The 19924-nt window shown below is 71.4% G+C and carries 15 protein-coding genes; 11 read left to right on the forward strand and 4 right to left on the reverse strand.

Annotation, left to right across the window (positions count from 1 at the left end):
• Positions 1-48 precede the first annotated feature (48 nt).
• Positions 49-1314 carry an MFS transporter gene (locus LX16_RS16190; RefSeq protein WP_158645630.1) on the forward strand — a complete coding sequence of 422 codons (1266 nt, stop codon included), beginning with the start codon at positions 49-51 and terminating at the stop codon, positions 1312-1314.
• Positions 1315-1323: 9 nt separating this feature from the next.
• On the opposite strand, the gene LX16_RS16195 is transcribed toward LX16_RS16190, so the two are convergent.
• Complete coding sequence (locus tag LX16_RS16195; protein ID WP_147139730.1) at positions 1324-2490, reverse strand: aminoglycoside phosphotransferase/kinase family protein; 1167 nt, start codon at positions 2488-2490, stop codon at positions 1324-1326.
• A gap of 191 nt (positions 2491-2681) precedes the next feature.
• Complete coding sequence (locus tag LX16_RS16200) at positions 2682-3647, reverse strand: pirin family protein (protein WP_147139732.1); 966 nt, start codon at positions 3645-3647, stop codon at positions 2682-2684.
• A 233-nt stretch (positions 3648-3880) separates the two neighbouring features.
• On the opposite strand from LX16_RS16200, the gene LX16_RS16205 reads away from it, so the two are divergent.
• From LX16_RS16205 to LX16_RS16240, 8 genes are all read left to right on the forward strand, one after another.
• Entirely contained in the window at positions 3881-5287 is a 1407-nt protein-coding gene (locus LX16_RS16205; RefSeq protein ID WP_244615846.1) for a family 2B encapsulin nanocompartment shell protein, read from the forward strand.
• Between the two features lie 140 nt (positions 5288-5427).
• Complete coding sequence (locus LX16_RS16210; RefSeq protein ID WP_147139734.1) at positions 5428-6465, forward strand: family 2 encapsulin nanocompartment cargo protein polyprenyl transferase; 1038 nt, start codon at positions 5428-5430, stop codon at positions 6463-6465.
• Positions 6466-6483: 18 nt separating this feature from the next.
• Positions 6484-7422 (forward strand): 4-hydroxy-3-methylbut-2-enyl diphosphate reductase, encoded by a 939-nt coding sequence (gene ispH, locus LX16_RS16215; protein ID WP_147139736.1) that lies wholly within the window; start codon positions 6484-6486, stop codon positions 7420-7422.
• Between the two features lie 57 nt (positions 7423-7479).
• Complete coding sequence (locus tag LX16_RS16220) at positions 7480-7971, forward strand: hypothetical protein (RefSeq protein WP_211354530.1); 492 nt, start codon at positions 7480-7482, stop codon at positions 7969-7971.
• A 28-nt stretch (positions 7972-7999) separates the two neighbouring features.
• Positions 8000-8884 carry an alpha/beta fold hydrolase gene (locus tag LX16_RS16225; protein WP_147139740.1) on the forward strand — a complete coding sequence of 295 codons (885 nt, stop codon included), beginning with the start codon at positions 8000-8002 and terminating at the stop codon, positions 8882-8884.
• 93 nt (positions 8885-8977) lie between these two features.
• A complete protein-coding gene (locus LX16_RS16230) occupies positions 8978-10396 on the forward strand; it encodes an FAD-dependent monooxygenase (protein ID WP_147139741.1) in 1419 nt (472 codons plus the stop codon).
• Positions 10397-10635: 239 nt separating this feature from the next.
• Entirely contained in the window at positions 10636-12267 is a 1632-nt protein-coding gene (locus tag LX16_RS16235) for a glycoside hydrolase family protein (protein WP_147139743.1), read from the forward strand.
• 46 nt (positions 12268-12313) lie between these two features.
• Positions 12314-13513, forward strand: coding sequence for an NUDIX hydrolase N-terminal domain-containing protein (locus LX16_RS16240; protein ID WP_147139745.1), 1200 nt, complete (start codon positions 12314-12316; stop codon positions 13511-13513).
• A gap of 547 nt (positions 13514-14060) precedes the next feature.
• Here LX16_RS16240 and LX16_RS16245 read toward each other — a convergent pair.
• A complete protein-coding gene (locus LX16_RS16245) occupies positions 14061-14894 on the reverse strand; it encodes a GNAT family N-acetyltransferase (protein WP_147139747.1) in 834 nt (277 codons plus the stop codon).
• Between the two features lie 147 nt (positions 14895-15041).
• Between LX16_RS16245 and ligD the strand changes: the two genes are divergently transcribed.
• Together ligD and LX16_RS16255 are read left to right on the forward strand one after the other, a co-directional pair.
• Positions 15042-15953: a non-homologous end-joining DNA ligase gene (gene ligD, locus LX16_RS16250; protein WP_147139749.1), complete on the forward strand. Its 912-nt coding sequence runs from the start codon at positions 15042-15044 to the stop codon at positions 15951-15953.
• Positions 15954-16214: 261 nt separating this feature from the next.
• The gene (locus LX16_RS16255; protein WP_147139751.1) at positions 16215-17288 is read left to right on the forward strand and encodes an ATP-dependent DNA ligase; all 1074 of its coding nucleotides are present in this window, start codon (positions 16215-16217) and stop codon (positions 17286-17288) included.
• A 49-nt stretch (positions 17289-17337) separates the two neighbouring features.
• On the opposite strand, the gene LX16_RS16260 is transcribed toward LX16_RS16255, so the two are convergent.
• A complete protein-coding gene (locus LX16_RS16260; protein WP_147139753.1) occupies positions 17338-19671 on the reverse strand; it encodes a SpoIIE family protein phosphatase in 2334 nt (777 codons plus the stop codon).
• Positions 19672-19924 lie beyond the last annotated feature (253 nt).

Below are 19924 nucleotides of genomic sequence, written 5' to 3' on the forward strand. Positions count from 1 at the left end.
CGGTGAACCCGGTGGACGGCACCGTCCGTGGCCGGTAGGCTGCCCGCCGTGTCCGGCCACGATCCCCGACCGCCGCGCCGCCTCCTCCGGCCGCCCACCGGTCCGTTGCGGCACCGGGGTTTCCGCTACTTCCTGGCCGCCCGCTTCAGTTCCGTACTCGGCAACGCCATCGCGCCCATCGCGGTGGCGTTCGCCGTCCTGGACCTGACCGACTCCCCGCTCGCGCTGGGTTTCGTGCTCGCGGCCCGGACCGTCCCCAACGTCACGCTGATCCTGTTCGGAGGCGTCGCCGCCGACCGGTTCCGTCGCGAGACCGTGCTGCTGGCGTCGAACACGTTGTGCGCGTTGACTCAGGCCGCCGCCGCGACCCTCCTGATCACCGGCGCCGCGGACGTCTGGCACATCGCCGCCATCGAGGCCGTCAACGGCGTCGCCGCGGCCTTCACCATGCCCGCGATGGCGAGCATGGTGCCGCAACTGGTGAACCGGGACGAACTGCGCCCCGCCAACGCGCTGTCCGGTCTGACCCGCAACGCCGCGATGGTCGGCGGCGGCACGCTCGCCGGAGTGGTCGTCGGCTTCGCCGGTTCCGGCTGGGGGCTCGCCGTCAACGCCGCGGCCTTCGCGGTCGCGGCGCTGTTCGTGGCCCGGCTCCGGTTGCCCGCCCGCGAACACGGCGGCGTCCGGCCCTCCACGGTCCGGGAACTGCGGGAGGGTTGGCGGGAGTTCGTGTCCCGGCGCTGGGTGTGGGTGGTCGTGGTCGCGTTCTGCGTCATCAACGCCGTGTACGCGGGCGGGTTCGGCACCCTGGGGCCGTTGGTGGCCGACGAGGCACTGGGGCGGGTCGCGTGGGGCGCGTTGGCGTCGGCACAGGCGGTCGGCCTGATCCTGGGCGCGCTGCTGATGCTGCGGTGGCGGCCCGACCGGCCGCTGGTGGCGGGGATGGCGGCGATACTGTGCGACGTCCCGATGCTGGTGGCGCTCGGCGCGTTCCCGCATTTCGGCGTGCTGATGGTGGTGTTCGTGTTGTCCGGCCTGGGGCACAGCGTGTTCGGCATCAACTGGGAGTCGACGTTGCAGGCCCACATCCCGCCCGACCGGTTGTCCCGGGTCGTCTCCTACGACATGCTCGGCTCGTTCGTGGCGCTTCCCGTGGGGCAGTTGGCGGCCGGGCCGTTGGCGGCGCGGTTCGGTCCCGAGGAGGTGTTGGTCGCGGGTGGGTTCATCGTCGCGGTGTTCGGGCTCGCGGTGCTCCTGGAACCCTCGGTGCGGCGGGTGCGCGGACCCGAGTCCCGCGCACCGGAGACGGTGTGAGCCTGGTCGTCACTCCAGGGCGAGTCGGGTCCAGTCGGTCAGCAGCCGCATCATCGTCAACCGTCCGCGCATGACGGCCGCGCCGTCGGTGTACGTCCCGTAGTGGGAGGAGCCGACCCGCCCGCCCGACAACAGTCGCTCCACCATGCGCGGGGCCAGCCAGCAGTACTTGGCGGCGCCGCAGATCGCAACCGCGCGCCGGACCGCGTCGGTGTCGCCGGGGAACCCGCCGTCCCGCAGCCCGGCGATGTAGCCGTCGGTCGCGGCCTCGGCGAAGTCGGGCAGCAGATCGGCGTCCATGAGTCCGTCGGCCACGGTGTCGGGGATGAGGTTCCCGATGTCCTCACCGACGGCGCCCCGGCCCACGAAGGACCAGTCGAGCATGACGGTGTCGTCGCCCCGGCCGATCAGGTTCATGGGCCACACGTCCAGGTGGCACAGTGTCGACGGCAGCGCCTCGGCGAGGTCGAACAACCGATGCCTGCGGTGCCACAGTTCGGCGACGCCCCGCACCACGTCCTCGGGCCAGACGGCGGTCACCCGGTCGTCGTCCCAGTCGGGTTCCCTTGTCACACCCCACCGGCCGGCGTAGGCCCGGAGCCAGCCGACCGAGGTCCACTCGGGATGGTCGGCGGGATCGGTCCAGCGTGCCTGCACGGTACCCAGGTCACGGGCGAACCGGCCGAGCCGCTCGGCGTCCCAGTCGGTGGCAGGTCGCCCGGACACGTCTTCGAGCCACAGCTCCACCGAGCCGTCGTCGCGTTCGGCCTCGGCGAGCAGCCGGGGAGCGCGCAACGGGGAGTCGGCGAGGTACCGCGCGGTGAACCCGGTCCGGTAGGCCAGTGCCTCGCGCGCCCAGTAGTTCCAGTGGCGCGGGTCCCGGCCCGGCGCCCAGCCGCCTCCCGTTCCGGTGGCGTCGCCGGGCGTGGCGATCTTGAGGACGGCCGTTCCGGTGGTGCCGGTGACGCGCCAGATGCCGCCGGTGGCCTGGTTTCCGGCGTTGTGGGTGAGTGCGTGGAACTCGACCGGATCGCCGACCGGCCGCGCGACCACTCGTGGCGGCTCGGGGCGTGCGGCCGTGTTGGTGGTGTCGGGTGACGGGGTGGTGGGCGCGGCGGTCTCGGCGGTCTCGGCCCGTCCGATGGAATCCCCGTGCGCGGTCTGACTCTCAGGCACCCACCGATCCTCCCACCCCTGTTCCGCTTGGTCCCCGCCCCGTGGCCACCGCGTGCCCGATATGATACGTACTGTACCGAAATGTCTGGTTCTGGCTGGTTCTGGCGGGGACCAAGCGCGATCCGGCGGGGACCAAGCGCGCCACGGCGAGGACCAAGCGGATTCGGAGGTGAGGGGCGGTTGGAGGTGGTTCAGCGTTGGCGGCCCCGCGGCTTCAGTGGCAGATCCGGAAGCGGTGGCGCCGCGAGCCGTCGGCCCGCGTACCCGGTGACCACGTCGAACCGTTCCCCGTTCTCCCAGTCGTCCCGGTACCGGCGGATCTCGTCGCCGGTGCGGCCGATGAAGTTCCACCACATCACGATCTTCTCCTCGAACGGCTCGCCGCCCAGCAGCATGACGGCGCCGGCGTGTTCGGCCGAGATCGACAGCCGGTCACGGCCGCATCCCAGGTACAGCAGTGAACCCGGTTCGACCGGGACACCGTCCACATCGACGCGGCCGTGCATCGCCAGGGCGGCGTACTCGAAGTCCGGTTCGACGGGGAGGGTCGTGGCGGCGCCGGCGGAGATGTCGAGCTGCGCGCCCACCAGCGGGCTGAAGACCGCCCCCGGCGACACGAGCCCGGCCAGTTCCCCCAACACGATGCGGATCGTGACACCGCCGCCGGACTCCACCGGCAGATCGGTGTGGTGGTCCCAGCCCGGTGCGGTGTGGCGGTGTTCCTCCGGCAACGCCACCCACAGTTGTGCCCCGTGCAGGACGTCTCCGTGCGAGGCGGGCGACTGCTCCGAGTGTGCGATCCCGGCTCCCGACGTCATCAGCCCGAGGGAGCCGGGACGCAGTACCTGCCGGCTGCCGATGCTGTCCCGGTGCAGGATCTCGCCGTCGCGCAGCCAGCTCACCGTCTGCAGTCCGGTGTGCGGGTGCGGCGGGACCTGCATCCCGGGTTCGTCGGCGACGTCATCGGGTCCATAGTGGTCGACGAAGCACCACGCGCCGATCATGCGGCGCCCCAGACTCGGCAGCAGTCGCCGCACGACGGTGCTCTCCCCGAGAGGGACGCGCCGCCCCGGCAGTAGTTCCCGCACCGGCCGCCCGCCGACGCCTTCACGGCCGCCGCACTCGCGCAACGGCGGGGAGATGTCGAGATCGCTCATCCGTGCAGGCTATGTCATGGTCGCGGGAGTCGCCGGGTGGCCGCGCGCGACGATGATCTTCGATTCATTGCGGCGGCACGGTTCCCCGGACGGTCACGACACGCGCGTCGTCCGGCGCGGCCTACCGTGGGTAACCGGGATCTGCCCGTACGCTTCCACCGCGAAACCAACACCGGTCGATCGAGACCCCGAACGACCGGCCCTTCTTTCCCAAACACACGAGTGGGGGCAAAGTGCCTGCGACCAACACCGCCGTCGAGCAAGAGCGCCGTAGTCAGAGTCTGTCGACCGCCGCGGCCCGGAACCTGGCCACGACGACCAAGTCCGTTCCCCAGATGCAGGGGATCTCGTCCCGGTGGCTGCTGAAGATCCTTCCGTGGGTGCAGACGGCCGGCGGCGTGTACCGGGTCAACCGGCGGCTCAGCTACACAGTCGGCGACGGCCGCGTGACGTTCACCAACGTCGGCAGCGAGGTGCGGGTGGTACCGCAGGAGCTGCGGGAGTTGCCGTTGCTGCGCGACTTCGGTGACGAGGAGGTGCTCGCCGAGCTGGCGGGCCGCTTCGTCCAGCAGGAGTTCGAGCCGGGGGCGGTCATCGCCGAGACCGGTGGCGACACCGACGACCTGTACCTGATGGCGCACGGCAAGGCCAAGAAGATCGGTGACGGCAAGTACGGTCACCCGACCGAACTGGGTGTGATCGCCGACGGCGACTACTTCGGTGAGGACGGCCTGGTCGAGGCCGACGCCAAGTGGCGTTACACCGTCAAGGCCGACACCGCGTGCACCGTCATGATGATCACGCGCCAGTCCTTCCTGGACCTGTTGGACCGTTCCGAGACGCTGCGCGACCACGTCGAGGCGTTCCGAGCCGGATCCGGTGCGCCGCAGGACCAGTACGGTGAGGCCGCGATCGAGACGGCCGCCGGTCACGAGGGTGAACCGGACCTTCCCGGTACCTTCGTCGACTACGACCTCAGCCCTCGCGAGTACGAGCTCAGCGTCGCCCAGACGGTCCTGCGGGTCCACAGCCGGGTCGCCGACCTCTACAACGAGCCGATGGACCAGATCGAGCAGCAGTTGCGGTTGACCATCGAGGCCCTGCGGGAACGGCAGGAGCACGAGATGATCAACAACCGCGCCTTCGGCCTGCTGCACAACGCCGACTTCAAGCAGCGCATCTCGACCCGCACCGGTCCGCCGACCCCCGACGACCTCGACGAGTTGCTGACCCGCCGCCGCAACGCGCAGTTCCTGCTGGCGCACCCGCACACGATCGCCGCCATCGGCCGCGAGTGCAACAAGCGCGGCCTGTACCCGCAGAGCGTCGAGTTCAACGGGAACCTGATCCCGACCTGGCGCGGTGTCCCGTTGCTGCCGTGCAACAAGATCCCGATCACCGAGAGCCGCACCAGCTCCATCCTGTGTCTGCGTGTCGGTGAGGACAACGAGGGCGTCATCGGCCTCCACCAGACGGGGCTGCCCGACGAGTACCAGCCGGGCCTGTCGGTGCGGTTCATGGGCATCAACGAGAAGGCGATCATCTCGTACCTGGTGAGCGCCTACTACTCGGTGGCGGTCCTGGTCCCGGACGCGCTGGGTGTGCTGGAGAACGTCGAGATCGGACGGCACGAGTCCTGATCCCCACACGGTGCCGGGCGGGCCGCAGCCGCCGCCCGGCACCACGTGTCGCGTCCGGTCACGGGACCGGACGCGCCCGTCGCACGGCTGCCCACCGCGTCATGCCCGCCCGCCCGACCCTTGAAGGGGGCACACCGTACATGGAAACCGTCCAAGCCGGCCGTACGCGTACCGCAGCCGAGGTCATCGACCACGCCAGGCGACTGGTGGATCCGGCGCTGCGCGGCGCCGTGGACACCCTGGGGCCGTCGATGCGCCGGATCGCCGGATACCACCTCGGGTGGTGGGACGCCGACGGCACGCCGGTCCGCGAGTCCGGCGGCAAGGCGATCCGACCGGCGCTGACCGTGTTGTGCGCCGAGGCGGTCGGGGCCACCGGCGGTGCGGCGGTCCCGGTGGCCGTCGCGGTGGAACTGGTCCACAACTTCTCGCTGTTGCACGACGACGTCATCGACCGTGACACGACCCGCCGCCACCGGCCCACCGCGTGGACGGTCTTCGGCCGGGGTGACGCCATCCTGGCGGGCGACGCACTGTCCACACTGGCGGTCGACGTGGTCGCCGGAAGCGGTCACCCGCACGCCCTGGAGGCGGTGCGGATGGTCAACGCCACCGTGCAGGAGCTGATCGACGGTCAGAGCGTCGACATGGCCTTCGAGTCCCGTGACGATGTGGGCGTGGCCGAGTGCCGGGCGATGGCCGAGTCCAAGACGGGCGCGTTGCTGAGCTGCGCGTGCGCCCTGGGGGCGTTGTACGGCGGCGGCGACCGGGCGCGCGTGGCGGCGCTCGCGGAGTTCGGCGGCCTGCTCGGCCTGGCGTTCCAGTTCGTCGACGACCTGTTGGGCATCTGGGGCGACCCGGCGTTGACCGGCAAACCGGCGCACTCGGACCTGGGGAACCGGAAGAAGTCGCTTCCGGTGGTGGCGGCACTGAACTCGCGGTCGCCGCAGGCGGTGGAGCTGGCGGAGTTGTACCACGGCGGCGGTGAGTTGGACCGCGACGATCAGGCGCGGGCGGCGCGGCTGATCGAGGAGGCCGGCGGCCGGGCGTGGAGCACCGGCCAGGCGGACTCGCTGCTGGACCTCGCGATGGACCGGTTGGCGGTCGCGGAGTTGCCCGACGGACCGACCGCCGAGCTGGCCGCCCTGGCGCGGCTGGTGACCCGGCGGGACCACTGAGGAGAGGCCCGGCTGAACATGGATGTGCGTACTGTCCTGTTGGCGTCCCCCCGGTCGTTCTGCGCCGGGGTGGAACGCGCGATCGAGATCGTCGAGTTGGCGTTGCGGCAACGCGGCGCCCCCGTGTACGTGCGGCGGCAGATCGTCCACAACACACACGTGGTGGCCGACCTGGAGGCGCGGGGTGCCGTCTTCGTGTCCGAACTGGACGCGGTGCCGGACGGCGCGTGTGTGGTGTTCGCCGCGCACGGCGTGTCGCCGGTGGTGCGTGAGGCGGCCGCGGCGCGCGACCTCGACGTCATCGACGCCACGTGTCCGCTGGTGGCGAAGGTGCATCAGGAGGCGCGCCGGTTCGCCGGGCGCGGTGACACCGTGGTGTTGATCGGCCACTCCGGTCACGAGGAGGTCGAGGGCACGCTCGGCGAGGTGCCGGGCGGCATCGTGCTGGTGGAGTCGGAGGCGGACGTCGCGACGGTGAAGGTGCCGGATCCGCGGCGGGTGTCGTACCTGACGCAGACGACGTTGTCGGTGTCGGAGACCGGCCGCATCGTCGCGGCGTTGCGGGAGCGGTTCCCGGCGTTGCGTGGTCCGGCGGTGGAGGACATCTGTTACGCGACGTCCAACCGTCAGGCGGCGTTGACCGAGATCGCGGGCCGGGCGGAGCTGGTGCTGGTCCTGGGTTCGGCGAACTCGTCGAACTCGCGGCGGCTCGTGGAGTTGGCGGCGGAGGGCGGGACGCCGGCCCACCTGATCGAGGACGTGGGGGAGCTGCGGCCCGAGTGGTTGTCGGGCGTGTCGGTGGTCGGCGTGACGGCTGGCGCCTCGGCGCCGCCCCGCCTGGTGGACGAGGTCCTGGCGCACCTGCGGGGCCTCGGGCCGGTCGAGGTGGTGGAGGAGCCGGTCGCGGTGGAGAACGTGACGTTCACGCTGCCGTTGGCGGTCCGGCCCGGGGCGTGACCGGCGCGGTTCGTACTACTTGACAGTGACTGTCAAGTAGTTGGTAGGCTGTCTCGCGTGAGCACCGAACGACACGTCGCACTGGTGGACGACCTGCGCCGCCTGATGCGGACCCGCCTGCTCGACCCGCTGGAGATCCTGCTGGGCGAGGCCGACACCGGCGACACCACGGCCGTACTGGAGGCCGCCCTGCGCATCCAGTGCGAGGCGTGGGCGGCCCGGCTACTCGACGGCACCGACGCAGCCGCGCGCGCCACCGCCGCGCGACTCGTCTCCGCCCTGTACCCCGGGGACGACGCCTTCGACCCACCCCGCGAATGGTGGTCCACCCCGCTGGGCCGGGCGGTCGCCGCCCGCGCCGGACACCCCACCGCCGAATCGGTCTCCTACGCGACCGCCGGAGCGATGCTCGGCATCACCCGGCAGGGAGTCGCCGACCTGCTCACCCGCGGCAAGCTCGACCGCCACCCCGACGGCGGCGTCAGCGCCGCCTCGGTGTCCGCCCGGCTCTCACGACCCGGCACCCGCCCCACCGGCTCCACTCGGTGAAGCCGTCCCCTCCACGACAGGAGTACCCATGACCGAACCACGCGAGATCACCGTCGAGGGCGACGGCGTCCCCGTCGCGGTGCTCGACCACGGCGGCACCGGACCGGACCTGGTGCTGCTGCACGGCGGCGGTGGCAGCGCCGACGGGCTCCGGCCGTTGATCCCGCAGCTGACCGGCCGGTTCCGGGTCGTCACGCCGGAACTGCGCGGCCACGGCCGTTCCGGCGACGGCCCGATGGAACTGGCCGGATTCCTCGCCGACCTCACCGCCGTCGCCGGGAGTCTGGGACTCGACCGGTTCGCGGTCGCCGGGCACTCGCTGGGCGGCATGCTGGCCGCGCACTGGGCGTCGGCCGACGCCCGGATCGTCGCGGGGGTGAGCCTGGACGGTCACCGCTCGGCCGAGACCGATCCCGGCCACTACCGGGGAATGCCGACCGACCGGCGCGACGCCGACCTCGCCGCGCTGCGGGAGATGTTCGACGCCCAGCCCGCGGCGCTGGCGTTGCCGCTGCCGCCCGGGGTCGCCGACGCGCTCGGCCCCCGCACGGTGGTGGAACGCGACGGGGACCGCTACACCCGGTTCGGGCGCGCCGACGCCGAGGCGCTCCGCGACCTCGACTGGTTCCGCGACGGTGTTCCGGCCCTCGCCGAGGTCACCGTGCCGTTCCTGGTCGTACTCGCGACCGAGGACCCGCCAGGGGCGCCGCACCGGTTCGCGGCCCTGATGGCGGCCTACCGCCGGGGCCTGCGTGAGGACCTCGACGCCGCGACGCGCCGCAACCCGCTGCTGCGGGTGCAGGAGATCGCGTCGGCCTCACACGGCATGGTCACCCAGCGGCCCGGCGAGGTGGTACGCCTCATCACCGACTTCCTCACCACCGTGGAGGCACTCGACTCCACCCGCCTCTGACCCCGGCGTCGGCGCCGATCACCCCGGACCGGTTGACAGCCGGGGCGGATCGCGGTTCAATTAATTCATCACCTGATGAATTGGGAGCCCGACATGACCCCACAGGAGACCGAGGTCATCGTGGTCGGCGCCGGCCCCACCGGCCTGATGCTCGCCGGAGACCTCGCCGAGAGCGGCGTCCACGTCACCGTCCTGGAGAAACGCGGCGGCGAATCCAACCTCACCCGCGCCTTCGCCGTCCACGCCCGCACCCTCGAAATGCTCGACGCCCGCGGAATCGCCGACGACCTGATCGCCACCGGCACCACCCAACCCCGACTCCAACTCCTCGGCCGCGTCGACCTCGACCTGTCCCGCCTACCGTCGCGTTACCCCTTCGTACTGATCACGCCGCAGTACCACACCGAACGGATCCTGCGGGACCGCGCCGAACGCGCCGGCGCCGTCATCGTCCACGAGGCCGAACTCACCGCCCTCGCCCACGACGACACCGGGGTCACCGCCACCACCACCGCCGGACGGTACCGCGGCCGATACCTCGTCGGCACCGACGGCGCCCACAGCGCCGTACGACGCCTCCTCGCCCTGCCGTTCCCCGGCCGGTTCGCGGTCGAACGGGTCACCCTCGCCGACGTCACCCTGACCCGCCCACCCGCCCGACCCGTCACCCTCGTCGCCGGACCCGCCGGATTCGGTTTCACCGCCCCGTTCGGCGACGGCCGCCACCGGTTCCTCGGCCGCCGCACCCGGACACCCCGAACCGACGCGCCACCCACCCTCGACGAGGTCCGGTCCCTCATCATCGACGTCTTCGGCGCCGACCTCGGCCTGACCGAGCTGCACTGGTCGTCCCGGTTCGACTCCGAGGAACGCCAGGTGCCCCACTACCGCGTCGGCCGTGTCCTACTGGCCGGCGACGCCGCGCACGTCCACTCACCCGCCGGCGGCCAGGGCATGAACCTCGGAATCCAGGACGCCGCCAACCTGAGCTGGAAACTCGCGGCCGTGGTCGGCGGGTGGGCACCCGACCGGCTGCTGGACTCTTACCACGCCGAACGACACCCCGTCGGCCGCACCGTCCTCATGACCACCGGGGTCATACTCCGCCTCGCGCTGCTGCGTTCCCCCGTCGTCCGGCGCCTCCGCGACACCGCCGCCACCACCGCCCTGCGCACCGCCACCGTGTCCGGCCGCGTCACCGGGATGGTCAGCGGCCTCGCGGTGCGCTACCCCGCCCCGCCCGGCGCCCACCGCCGGGTCGGCGAACGGGTACCCGACCTGGCCGTGGAGACCCGCGACGGCCCCGCCGCACTGTACCGGCGGACGGCGGGACGCCGGTTCGTCCTCGTCAGCCCCACCGCCACGACACCGGCCTGGCCGCCACCCGAACACCTCGACGTGGTCGCGCCCGCCGCCGACACGGGGAGGGCGATCCTCGTGCGACCCGACGGACACCTCGCCTGGGTGGGCCACCCCGACGAGGCGCCCACCTGGGCCTACCGGGCCGGATGAACACCCGGCCGCGCCCCGGCGTGACCCGCGGAGTCGTCCGATCGTCCGGTTAAACCGTCCGAAAGGCCGCCACTCACATCGACGGATATGTCCGTATTGCACCCGAATGACGGATATCGAGACCCGGCGGGACCGGAATCCACTGTCTAACATCACTGACGAACCACCGAGCACTGTCGAGCGATCGCCTGTCTGCTATGGATATCGCGGGGGATCGTCGGGTTCAGGGGAGGGGAATCGTGACCGAGGTGATCTGGGAGACCACCGTGGAGGTGGCGCGGAACGAGCCGGGTGGGACGATCGGGCGGGTGGTCCAGGCGGTCGCCCGAGGCCGTGCCGGGCCGCTGTTCCCACCCCTGGAGACCGTCATCGACGAAGACGGCACCACTCAGGACTCCGAACCCGCCGGCGAGGCCGCGGCCGGGTTCGTCGCGGCCGTGCTCCGCATGGAACGGTTCCGTCCGCTCCGCGACACCTTCGAGACCGTCGCCGCCTGGTGCGAACGGATGGCCGCGCTCTACCGGGACACCGTCGCCCACGGCGTCCTGTCACCCGACAACGGACACCTGTTCGGGCCGCTCGTCGTCGAGGCGTTCACCGCCTGCGCCGCCGACGCCCTGCCCGACGTCGCCAAACACGTCGCCACGCGCCGCCACCAGTACCTGCGGTCCCTGGAACTCTTCCTGTACCGGTTCAGCCGTGACGCGGTGGCCGGTTGGCCCGCCGACCGGCGCTTCACCGGAACCGTCGTCCACCTGTCGGTCCCCGACGGGCACAGCCACAACGGCGGCCAACGACTCATCCGGGTGCGCCTCGACGGCGGCGGCGTGATCGCCTACCGGCCGCAGCCGGTACACGGACCGGACCGGTTCCTCGCCGTCGCCGAGCCCGAGGAACCGCCCGCCTCGGTGTTCGACATGCTCAACCGGTTGCCCGCCGCCTCCGGGCCGGTCAGGCTCCCCACCGTCCGCAGCTGGGTCGGCGGCGGAGACGACGCCGACTGCTACAGCTGGCACGAATGGCTCGGCGGCGGCCCGAGCCCCGCCACCGCCGTCACCGGACCCGGGTACTGGCGGCGCGCGGGCGCGTTGACGGCCGCCTGCGGCGCACTCGGCATCACCGGATGGACGTCCGAACGCCCCGGCGGACGCCACGGCCGGTACCAGTGCATGTCGATGGGACTGGAACACGTGCTGCGCGCCGAGGCCGGCGAGGTGTACCGGATGGTCACGGCGGCGGGATGGGAACACGGCGCCGGACCGACCGGAGCCCCCGTCCGGTTGCGGCGCGCGGGAACCCGGTGGTGGCTCATCCGGGTGCCCGGCCGGATGCGACCCCTCCGCGGCCCCGGCGACATCGACCGGCATCGACAACTGCCCGACTTCCTCACCGGGATGTTCGACGCGTGGACGCTCATCTGCCGCGAGCACGACCGCATCGCGGACTTCCTCGCCGACGGCCCCGTCCTGTTGAGCAGGGTCTCGTTGCGGCCCGACGTGGAGTACCGCCAGGTGCTGTGGCACCGGATCACGACCGGGGCCGAGCCGCCGAACTGGTCACCGCACCCCGCCGAGCGGGAACAGCTCGAACGCGGCGACGTCCCCTACTTCGTCGCCGAGCCCGGTGACCCCGACCTGTGGGCGTTGTGGGCACCGCCGCGAAGCTCGGGACGGATCAAGGTCAGCCCCACCATCGCGCTCGCCGGTTCCGGCGGGATGCCGTCCCAGCCCCGGCTGCAACGCCTGGTCCGGCTCGGGGAGTTGCTGCGCGACGCGGTGGTCGCGGCCAAACAGCCCGCCGCCCGCGCCGGGCACGTCCTGGCCGGGATGGAGACGCTTCCGGAACTGAGCTTCGACCGCGCGGCGACCTGACGACGCCGCCCGGCGGGCCGCGCCCGGTTGGGTAGCGTGGACCGCTATGACCGACGACACCCACATCGGGTCGCAGGAACGCCGGGTGGCCATGCTGGCCGAGGAGATCCTCGCCGAGGCCCACAACGGACTGTTCTACGACGCCGACGACGCCGACGAGGCGCGCTTCACCCGGCTGCGGCGGATCGGCGCGGGCGTGTTGGCGGAGGTGGACCGGCGCGACACCGAGACCATCCTCGCCGGGCTACCCGCCACCGACCGGTTGTGGACGCCGCTGCTCGCGGTGGTGCTCATCCTCAGCCACCAGCGTGACGGTGTACTGCTGACGGTGGCGGACGACGGACACGCGGCCATGCCGCACGGGTTCGTCCCCGTCTCGCAGGACCCGGAGGCCGCCGTACGGGAACTCGCCCGGCGCGTCATGCCGGGGGAGGAGGTCGTACCCGTGCCGCACGGCATCTGCGACAGCATCTCGGCGGGACTCATGCAGCGTCACACCTACCACCTGACGTACGTCGTCGACGTGACCTTCGTGCCCGAGGAGTCCTTCGCGGTGCCGTTGTGCCCGGCGGAGACGGCGACCGTGACGGATCCCCTCACCGGGTACATCCTCGCCGGGGCCGAGCGGGACGTCCTGGAGTCCCCGTTCCGCATCAACTCGACGATCCGCGAACTGTTGGCCGAATCGGTCGAGATCGCCGACAGCGGACGGGACTCCACCACCGACCCGTGGAACCGGGAACGGTACCGGCGGGTCGGCGACACCGCGCGGGCGGTACTGGCCGCCGACGCGATCGGACACGAGTACCGGCCACGCGACTTCGGACCGCTCGATATCGCCACACCCGTCACCGCCGCCGAGATGCTGATCTTGGGACACGACGGCAGGATCCTGCTGCTCGAACGGTTCGACACCGGCCAATGGGCGATGCCGGGCGGCGGCTGCGAGGTCGGCGAGACCTCCGCGGCCACCGCGGTGCGCGAGTGCAGGGAGGAACTGGGGGTCGAGGTGTCCGTCGAAGGTCTCGCCGGCGTTTACGACAACCGGGTCATCCAGGCGGCCGACCCCGGCGAGTGGGTGTGCTTCGTCTACGTCGGACACCTCGACGGCGACTCACCAGAGCCCTCCCGGACCGTGGAGGCGACCGACTTCGGCTGGTACCGGCCGGACGAGCTGTCCACCCTCGACATGTACAACAGTCACGACGTGAAGATCGAACGCACGTTGAAGCTGCTGGCGGGATGACCGTGGACGGGACGGGCCGTTTGCCGTGTGTGGCCGGGGTTCCGGGCGCTTCCGTGATGGGCGGGGCGTGCGGCGTTGCGGCCTGGCTCAGGACCCGGCTCCGTTGGTTGGGTTTCCGACCCGGCTCCGCCGGGTTAACGCTGATTCAGCCGGATTGTCCGAATGCTGCCTGAATAGTGGATTCATCTCGTCCGTTCGGTGGATGCCGGAGGGGAGGTCGTGTGATTGAATCCACAGAGACCGGATCGCTTCCCCCGTGGCGATCCGGTCTTTTGCGTTCGGGGGACTGGAATCGCGGGGGCGCCGCCGTGATCGGCAGGGCTGCGCCCACTGTGGATGATCGTGCCGGCGGGTCGTCGCCGCACGCGGCGGGTGGCGTCGAGCCACCCGGCACGGGGCCGCCCGGCGGCGTTGTCCACAACCGGTGGGTTATCCACAGCCGGGTCCGAGCGCCCTCGACACCGCCCCCGACCAGCACATAGGCTGAAGCCACGGGGAGGAGGAGTGGTGGCCCCCGCGCACTGCGGGCGAGCGGGGGCGCTCCCGGTCAGCCGCCCGCGACCTCGGTGGACGGCCGCCAGACATAGGGGACGGTGGTCGCGACCGGGACCATGCCAAGTCGTTCCAGGATCGGGGCGCTGTCCGGTGAGGAGTCCACCTGGAGCATGCCGAACCCGCGCGCCAACGCCAGTTGCGCCCGCCGCGCCACGACGGCGCGGTACACGCCACGGCCCCGCCACTCCGGCATCGTGGAGCCGCCCCACAGGCCGGCGAACTCGGTTCCGTTGTGGAACCGTATCCACGCCGCGCAGACCAGGTCCTCACCGTGTTCCGCGGCGATGACGACGACGGGGTCGGTGTCGGAACTGATCTCGGCAGCCAGGGCCTCCGGCAGCCAGCCGTGGTCGGTGTTCCACACCGCCTCCTCCAGCAACCGCACCCGTTCCAGGTCGGCGGGGGCGGATATCTCCCGTAGTGTCGCGCCCTCGGGCGTCCGTGGCGCGATGGCCAGGTCGGCCGCCTCGCCGAGTGCGAGGGTCTCGGGCTGTTCGGCGACGAATCCGGCGGCGGTGAGCCGTTCCGGCAGGTCCTCGGGGAGGTCGTAGCTGTGGTACTTCCACTCGACCGAGGCGCCGATCGCCGCGTAGTGGTCGCGCTGCGCGGCGATGAACGAGTCGAGGTCGTCTCCGGAGAGACCGTCGAGGTCACGGTATGTGATGTAGCCGCGGGCGCCCGCCACCGTCTTGCGCCGGATCGGGCCGACCGTCTCGACCGTCTCGCGTTCGGGGTCGTGGACGGTCATGCGGGTGCGTATCTGGGCGTCGTACGCGGCGCGCAGCGCCACCGCGCGCCCGGCTTCCTGGGTCGTCACGTCGTTCATTGAACCGCACCCGGTGCGGCGGGTCGGCGCAGGTCGGCGTGGTTGCCGGCGGCGTCACGGTACCGATCGCCCCGGCGGCCGGCGCATTCATGCCTCTCGATCCGTGAAACGGTGATATCGGCGGCCTCCCCGTTCTAGGCTGGCGGCATGGCGGACGATCGGACCGACGTCACCATCGGAGGTCGGCACCTGACCCTGACGAACCTGGGCAAGGTGATGTATCCGGGTGACGGATTCACCAAGGGCGAGGTGATCGACTACTACGTCAAGATCGCCGACGTGCTGCTCCCGCACCTGGCCGAGCGCTGCGTGACCCGTATCCGCTACCCCGACGGCATCGGTGACCTGCGGTTCTACGAGAAGAACGCGCCTAAGGGGACACCGGACTGGGTGCACACCGAGAACATCCCCACCCCGGGTTCGTCCAAGGGGCGTGACTCGCTCGACTTCGTCATGGTCGACGACGTCGCCACCCTCGCCTGGCTGGGCAACCTCGCCGCCCTGGAGCTGCACCCGTTCCAGTGGAAGCTCACCGCCCGGGACGACGAACGCCGTCCGGACCGGCTCGTCGCCGACCTCGACCCGGGCGAGGGTGCGGGGATGCCGGAGTGTGTGGAGGTGGCCGGGATCCTCCGCGACCGGCTGGCGGAGGACGGCTTGACCGCGTACCCGAAGAGTTCCGGCAAGAAGGGCATCCACCTGTGCTGCCCGATCTCCGCCGAGCAGACCGACGAGGAGGTGTCGGGCTACGCGCGCCGCATCGCGTACGAACTCGCCGAGTCCCATGAGGACCTGATCACCGCCAACATGCGCAAGACCCACCGGACCGGTCGCGTGTTCATCGACTGGAGCCAGAACAACGCCGCCAAGACCACCGTCGCCCCCTACTCGCTGCGCAACCAGCCGAACCCGACCGTGTCGACGCCGGTGACGTGGGACGAGTTGGAACCGGGCTTCAACGGCGGGTTCAGCCCCGAGCAGGTGTTGGAACGGATCGAACGCCACGGCGACCTGTGGGAACCGGTGTTCGCCACCGGCCCCCGAGTCCCCGACGCCTGACCCGGTTCACCGCCGCCCTCTGTTCCGCTTGGTCCCCGCCCGGTCGTGCTTGGTCCCCGCCCGACGGTGGCCCCGTGCCCGGTTCATGTCTATATGTCTGGAATGTGCCCGTTTGGCGAGGACCGAGTGCGCAATGGCGAGGACCAAGCCGGCGGGGACCAAGCGCAAGGGGAGCGGGAGGCGCAAGCGGGAAGCGGAGGCCGGGAGGCCGGGGGCCGGGAAAGTGGGGCGCGGGACGGGCGGGTGCGCCAGGATGGGGCCATGCAGCTGCCCGTGATGCCGCCGGTCAAACCCATGTTGGCGAAGCCCGTCGCGAAGATCCCGACCGAAGGGCACCTGTTCGAGCCCAAATGGGACGGATTCCGGTCCATCGTGTTCCGCGACGGCGACGAGGTCGAGATCGGCAGCCGCAACGAACGCCCGATGACCCGGTACTTCCCGGAGCTGGTGACGGCGTTCAAGGCCGAACTGCCGCCCCGGTGCGTGGTCGACGGGGAGATCGTGCTCATCGCCGACGGCGGCCACCGGCTCGACTTCGAGGCGCTGCAACAACGCATCCACCCGGCGCAGTCCCGGGTGGACCTGCTGTCCCGGGAGACTCCCGCGTCGTTCGTGGCCTTCGACCTGCTCGCCCTCGACGACACCGACCTCACCGCCGAACCGTTCGCCGCCCGTCGTGACGCGCTGCGGAAGGCGTTGCGCGCCGCGAAGGCACCGGTGTACCTGACCCCGGTCACCGACGACCCGGAGGTCGCGGCCCGCTGGTTCTCGCAGTTCGAGGGCGCCGGCCTGGACGGTGTGATCGCCAAACCCGCGACCGTCACCTACCAACCCGACAAGCGGGTCATGTGGAAGCTCAAGCACACCCGGACGGCGGACTGCGTCGTCGCCGGATACCGCACCCACAAGTCGGGCGACGACCGCATCGGGTCGCTGCTGCTCGGCCTGTACGACGACAACGGCGACCTGGTCAGCGTCGGGGTGATCGGGGCGTTCTCCGCCGCCCGCCGCGCCGAACTGTTCCAGGAACTGCAACCCCTGGTCACCACCTTCGACGACCATCCCTGGGCGTGGGAACGCCAGGAGGAGGGTAAACGGACGCCTCGCAACGCCGAGGGCAGCCGGTGGGCGGCAGGCAAGGACCTGGCGTTCACGCCGTTGCGGCCGGAACGGGTCGTGGAGGTGAAGTACGACCACATGGAGGGGATCCGGTTCCGGCACACCGCCCAGTTCGTCCGGTGGCGGCCCGACCGGGAACCCCGTTCCTGTACGTACGCGCAGCTCGACGAGGCGGTCGACTTCGACCTCGCCGACATCCTCACCGGCAACACCTGACCCCGGCGGCGGTGGACCCGGCCGCACGGCCGAGCCCACCGGCTCGCGCTCAGTCGGTGAGTCGCGCGCTCAGCAGGCACAGCGGCTTGCCCGCCGCGCCCGGCAGGTCCGCCACCAGCCGCGCGGCGGCGGCCTCCACGTCGTCGTCCTGCGCGGCCGTCAGCAGCGCCGCCAGGACCCGTGGCAGTGTCGCGCCCTCCACTGTCAGCAGACTCTCCGAGTACAGCAGCACCTTGCTGCCGGGGGCCAGTTCGACGGTGTTCGACTGGTACTCGATGCCGTCGGCGGCGCCGAGCGCGAGACTCAGCGCTCCGGAACGCAGCCGTGCCCGGCCGTCCGTGCCGACCACGACGGGGGCGTTGCGACCGGCGGCCGCCCAGTGCAGCCGGTTCTCCTTGACGTCCACGAGCGCGGTGGAGACGGCGGCGGTCTCGGCGCCGTCGAGCCGGCAGCACAGTGTGTTGAGGCTGGTCAGGATCGCCTCCGGTGCGAAACCGGCGATCGCGTACGCCACCGCGGCGTGCCGAAGCCGCTGTACGGTCGCCGCGACCGCCTCGCCCGACGCCTCTCCGACGACGAGCATGAGGCGGGCGTCGGACAGTTTCACCGTGTCGTACCAGCACGGTGACACGTCGCCGGTGTCGACGTCGATCGCGCGGCAGACGAGCTGTTCCAGACAGTCGGACGCGGCGGGGGCGGTGAGTTCGGCGACACGCCGGGCCGCCTCGGTCACGCGGGCCCGGCCCGCCGCGGCGGCCACCGCGCCGTGCCCGTCGCGGGGCGTGCCCAGCGCCTTGAGGTCCTGCGCCACGACGGTGAACCCGGGCGGTTGTTCCCGGGCCAGCACCGTCAGCTGGAACTCGCGGCCGGCGAAGGCTTCGGCGCCACGCACCCGCTTCCCGACGGGGCGCCCGGGGGGCGCGTCCTGCAGGTCGTTCATGAGTTCGGCGAGGTCGTCGGAGTGCAGCAGTCGCGTCAGCCGTTCCGGGGCCGGCGGGTCGTCGTGGGGTTCCAGGCCCAGGAGGGCGAGCGCCCCGTTGCTCCATTCGGCGTGCCCGGTTCCGGGGTCGACGTGCACGGAGCCGCAGTGCGCGAGCCGTTCGGCGGTGAGCAGTTGCGGCCACAGCCGTTCGGCCTCGGTCACCACCCGCCACGTGAGCAGGACCCGGTCCCACATCCTGATGGCCCGGAGGCTCAACCGGTAGTCGCGGCTGGTGCCCTCCTGTCGCGCGTCGAGGCGGACGTCGTCGAGGTGTTCGGCCTCGCCGGTGTGCAGCACCCGTTGCAGCACCGGCAGCAGCAGGCTGCTGCCGGCGTGGGGCAGGGTGGTGAGCAGGGTGCCGCGCTGCTCGTTCATCTCCTCGGACCTGGCCATCCGCCGGGCCGCGGGTGACGCCAGTTCGATGTGGAAGTCGACAGCCTGGTCGTCCTGCCACACGGGACTCAGCAGCACGGCGGGTTCTAGCAACGCCTCCATGAACAGCGACAGCTGGTTCGTGTCGAGGCTCAGGCCGTAGTCGCCCTCGTCGGCGGTGTCGTCCAGGTCGGCGGCCAGGTCGGCGCTGCGACGGCTGCACGATTCGAGGACCGCGTGCAGCCGGGACGCGATCACGGTGGCCTCGGTCAGCGGGCGGGGCCAGGTCACCTCCAGGACGCCCACGACGCTGTCGTCGAGGATGAGCGGCATCGCGATAAGGGCCTCGTGGGGGCGGTCGGCGACGACGGGGAACTGCCGGGATATCGCCTCCGGGTCCGACAGCAGCACGGACGCCCGGTTGTTGACGGCGGTGAACAGCGGCAGGTCGTCGATGGGCGGGACGCGGTCCCACTGGCTGCGCACCGTGGTGGACAGTCCGGCGGCGCCCACGAGCCGCAACGCGCCGTCGGCCTCGCGCAGCAGCAGGAGGACGTTGCTGGGTTTGGGCCAGCATTCGGTGATCTCCGCGATGGCGCGCGTGATCTCGTCGAACGACTGCGCGGCGAGGACGCGGGCGTTGAGTAGTTGGAGTTTGGCCTGTGCGCTGCCGAGTTCGGTGCTGGCCTCCATCGACAGTTCCGCGAGGTCGTCGGTGGACGCCCTTCGTTCCGGTGGTGGAGCCGTCACGACCTCCGCGGAGGGTTCCGGTTCGGGGGCCTGCCTGGCGACGAGGGCGGCCGCCAGTTCCACCACCTTGACGTTCGACCGGCTCGACAACTCCACCAGCTTCTTGAACGCCTGGTCGGGGGTGATGGTGAGCCGTTCGACGAGCATGCCCTTGGCCTGTTCGATGACGGCGCGGTTGCGCATGGCGCGGCGGAGTCCGTCGCGTTCCTGCCGCAACTGGGTGACCGCGGCGGACAACGCCTCGATCGAATCGGGATCGGGCGCGGTGGAGTGGGTCATGGGTCAAGATGATCAGATCGGCGACGGTTTGTCCACACGCGGGTCCGCGTACGTAGTGTTCTTCACGGACGGACCTCGGTGGACGTCGGGGCAGGTCGAGGCGGTGGTACCTCAGACGACCCACTGGTGCTTTACAGTTTCGTGACCTTGGGGTAGAGTCGACCGTGACGGCCGAACACCGCGGGTCCAAACCCGGCTCGCGGACACCGTCATCACGATCCGTGGATCGCGTCGATCAGCGGCGCTCGATCCG

Origin of the sequence: Stackebrandtia albiflava (assembly GCF_007994225.1) — a bacterium.
GTDB lineage: Bacteria > Actinomycetota > Actinomycetes > Mycobacteriales > Micromonosporaceae > Stackebrandtia > Stackebrandtia albiflava.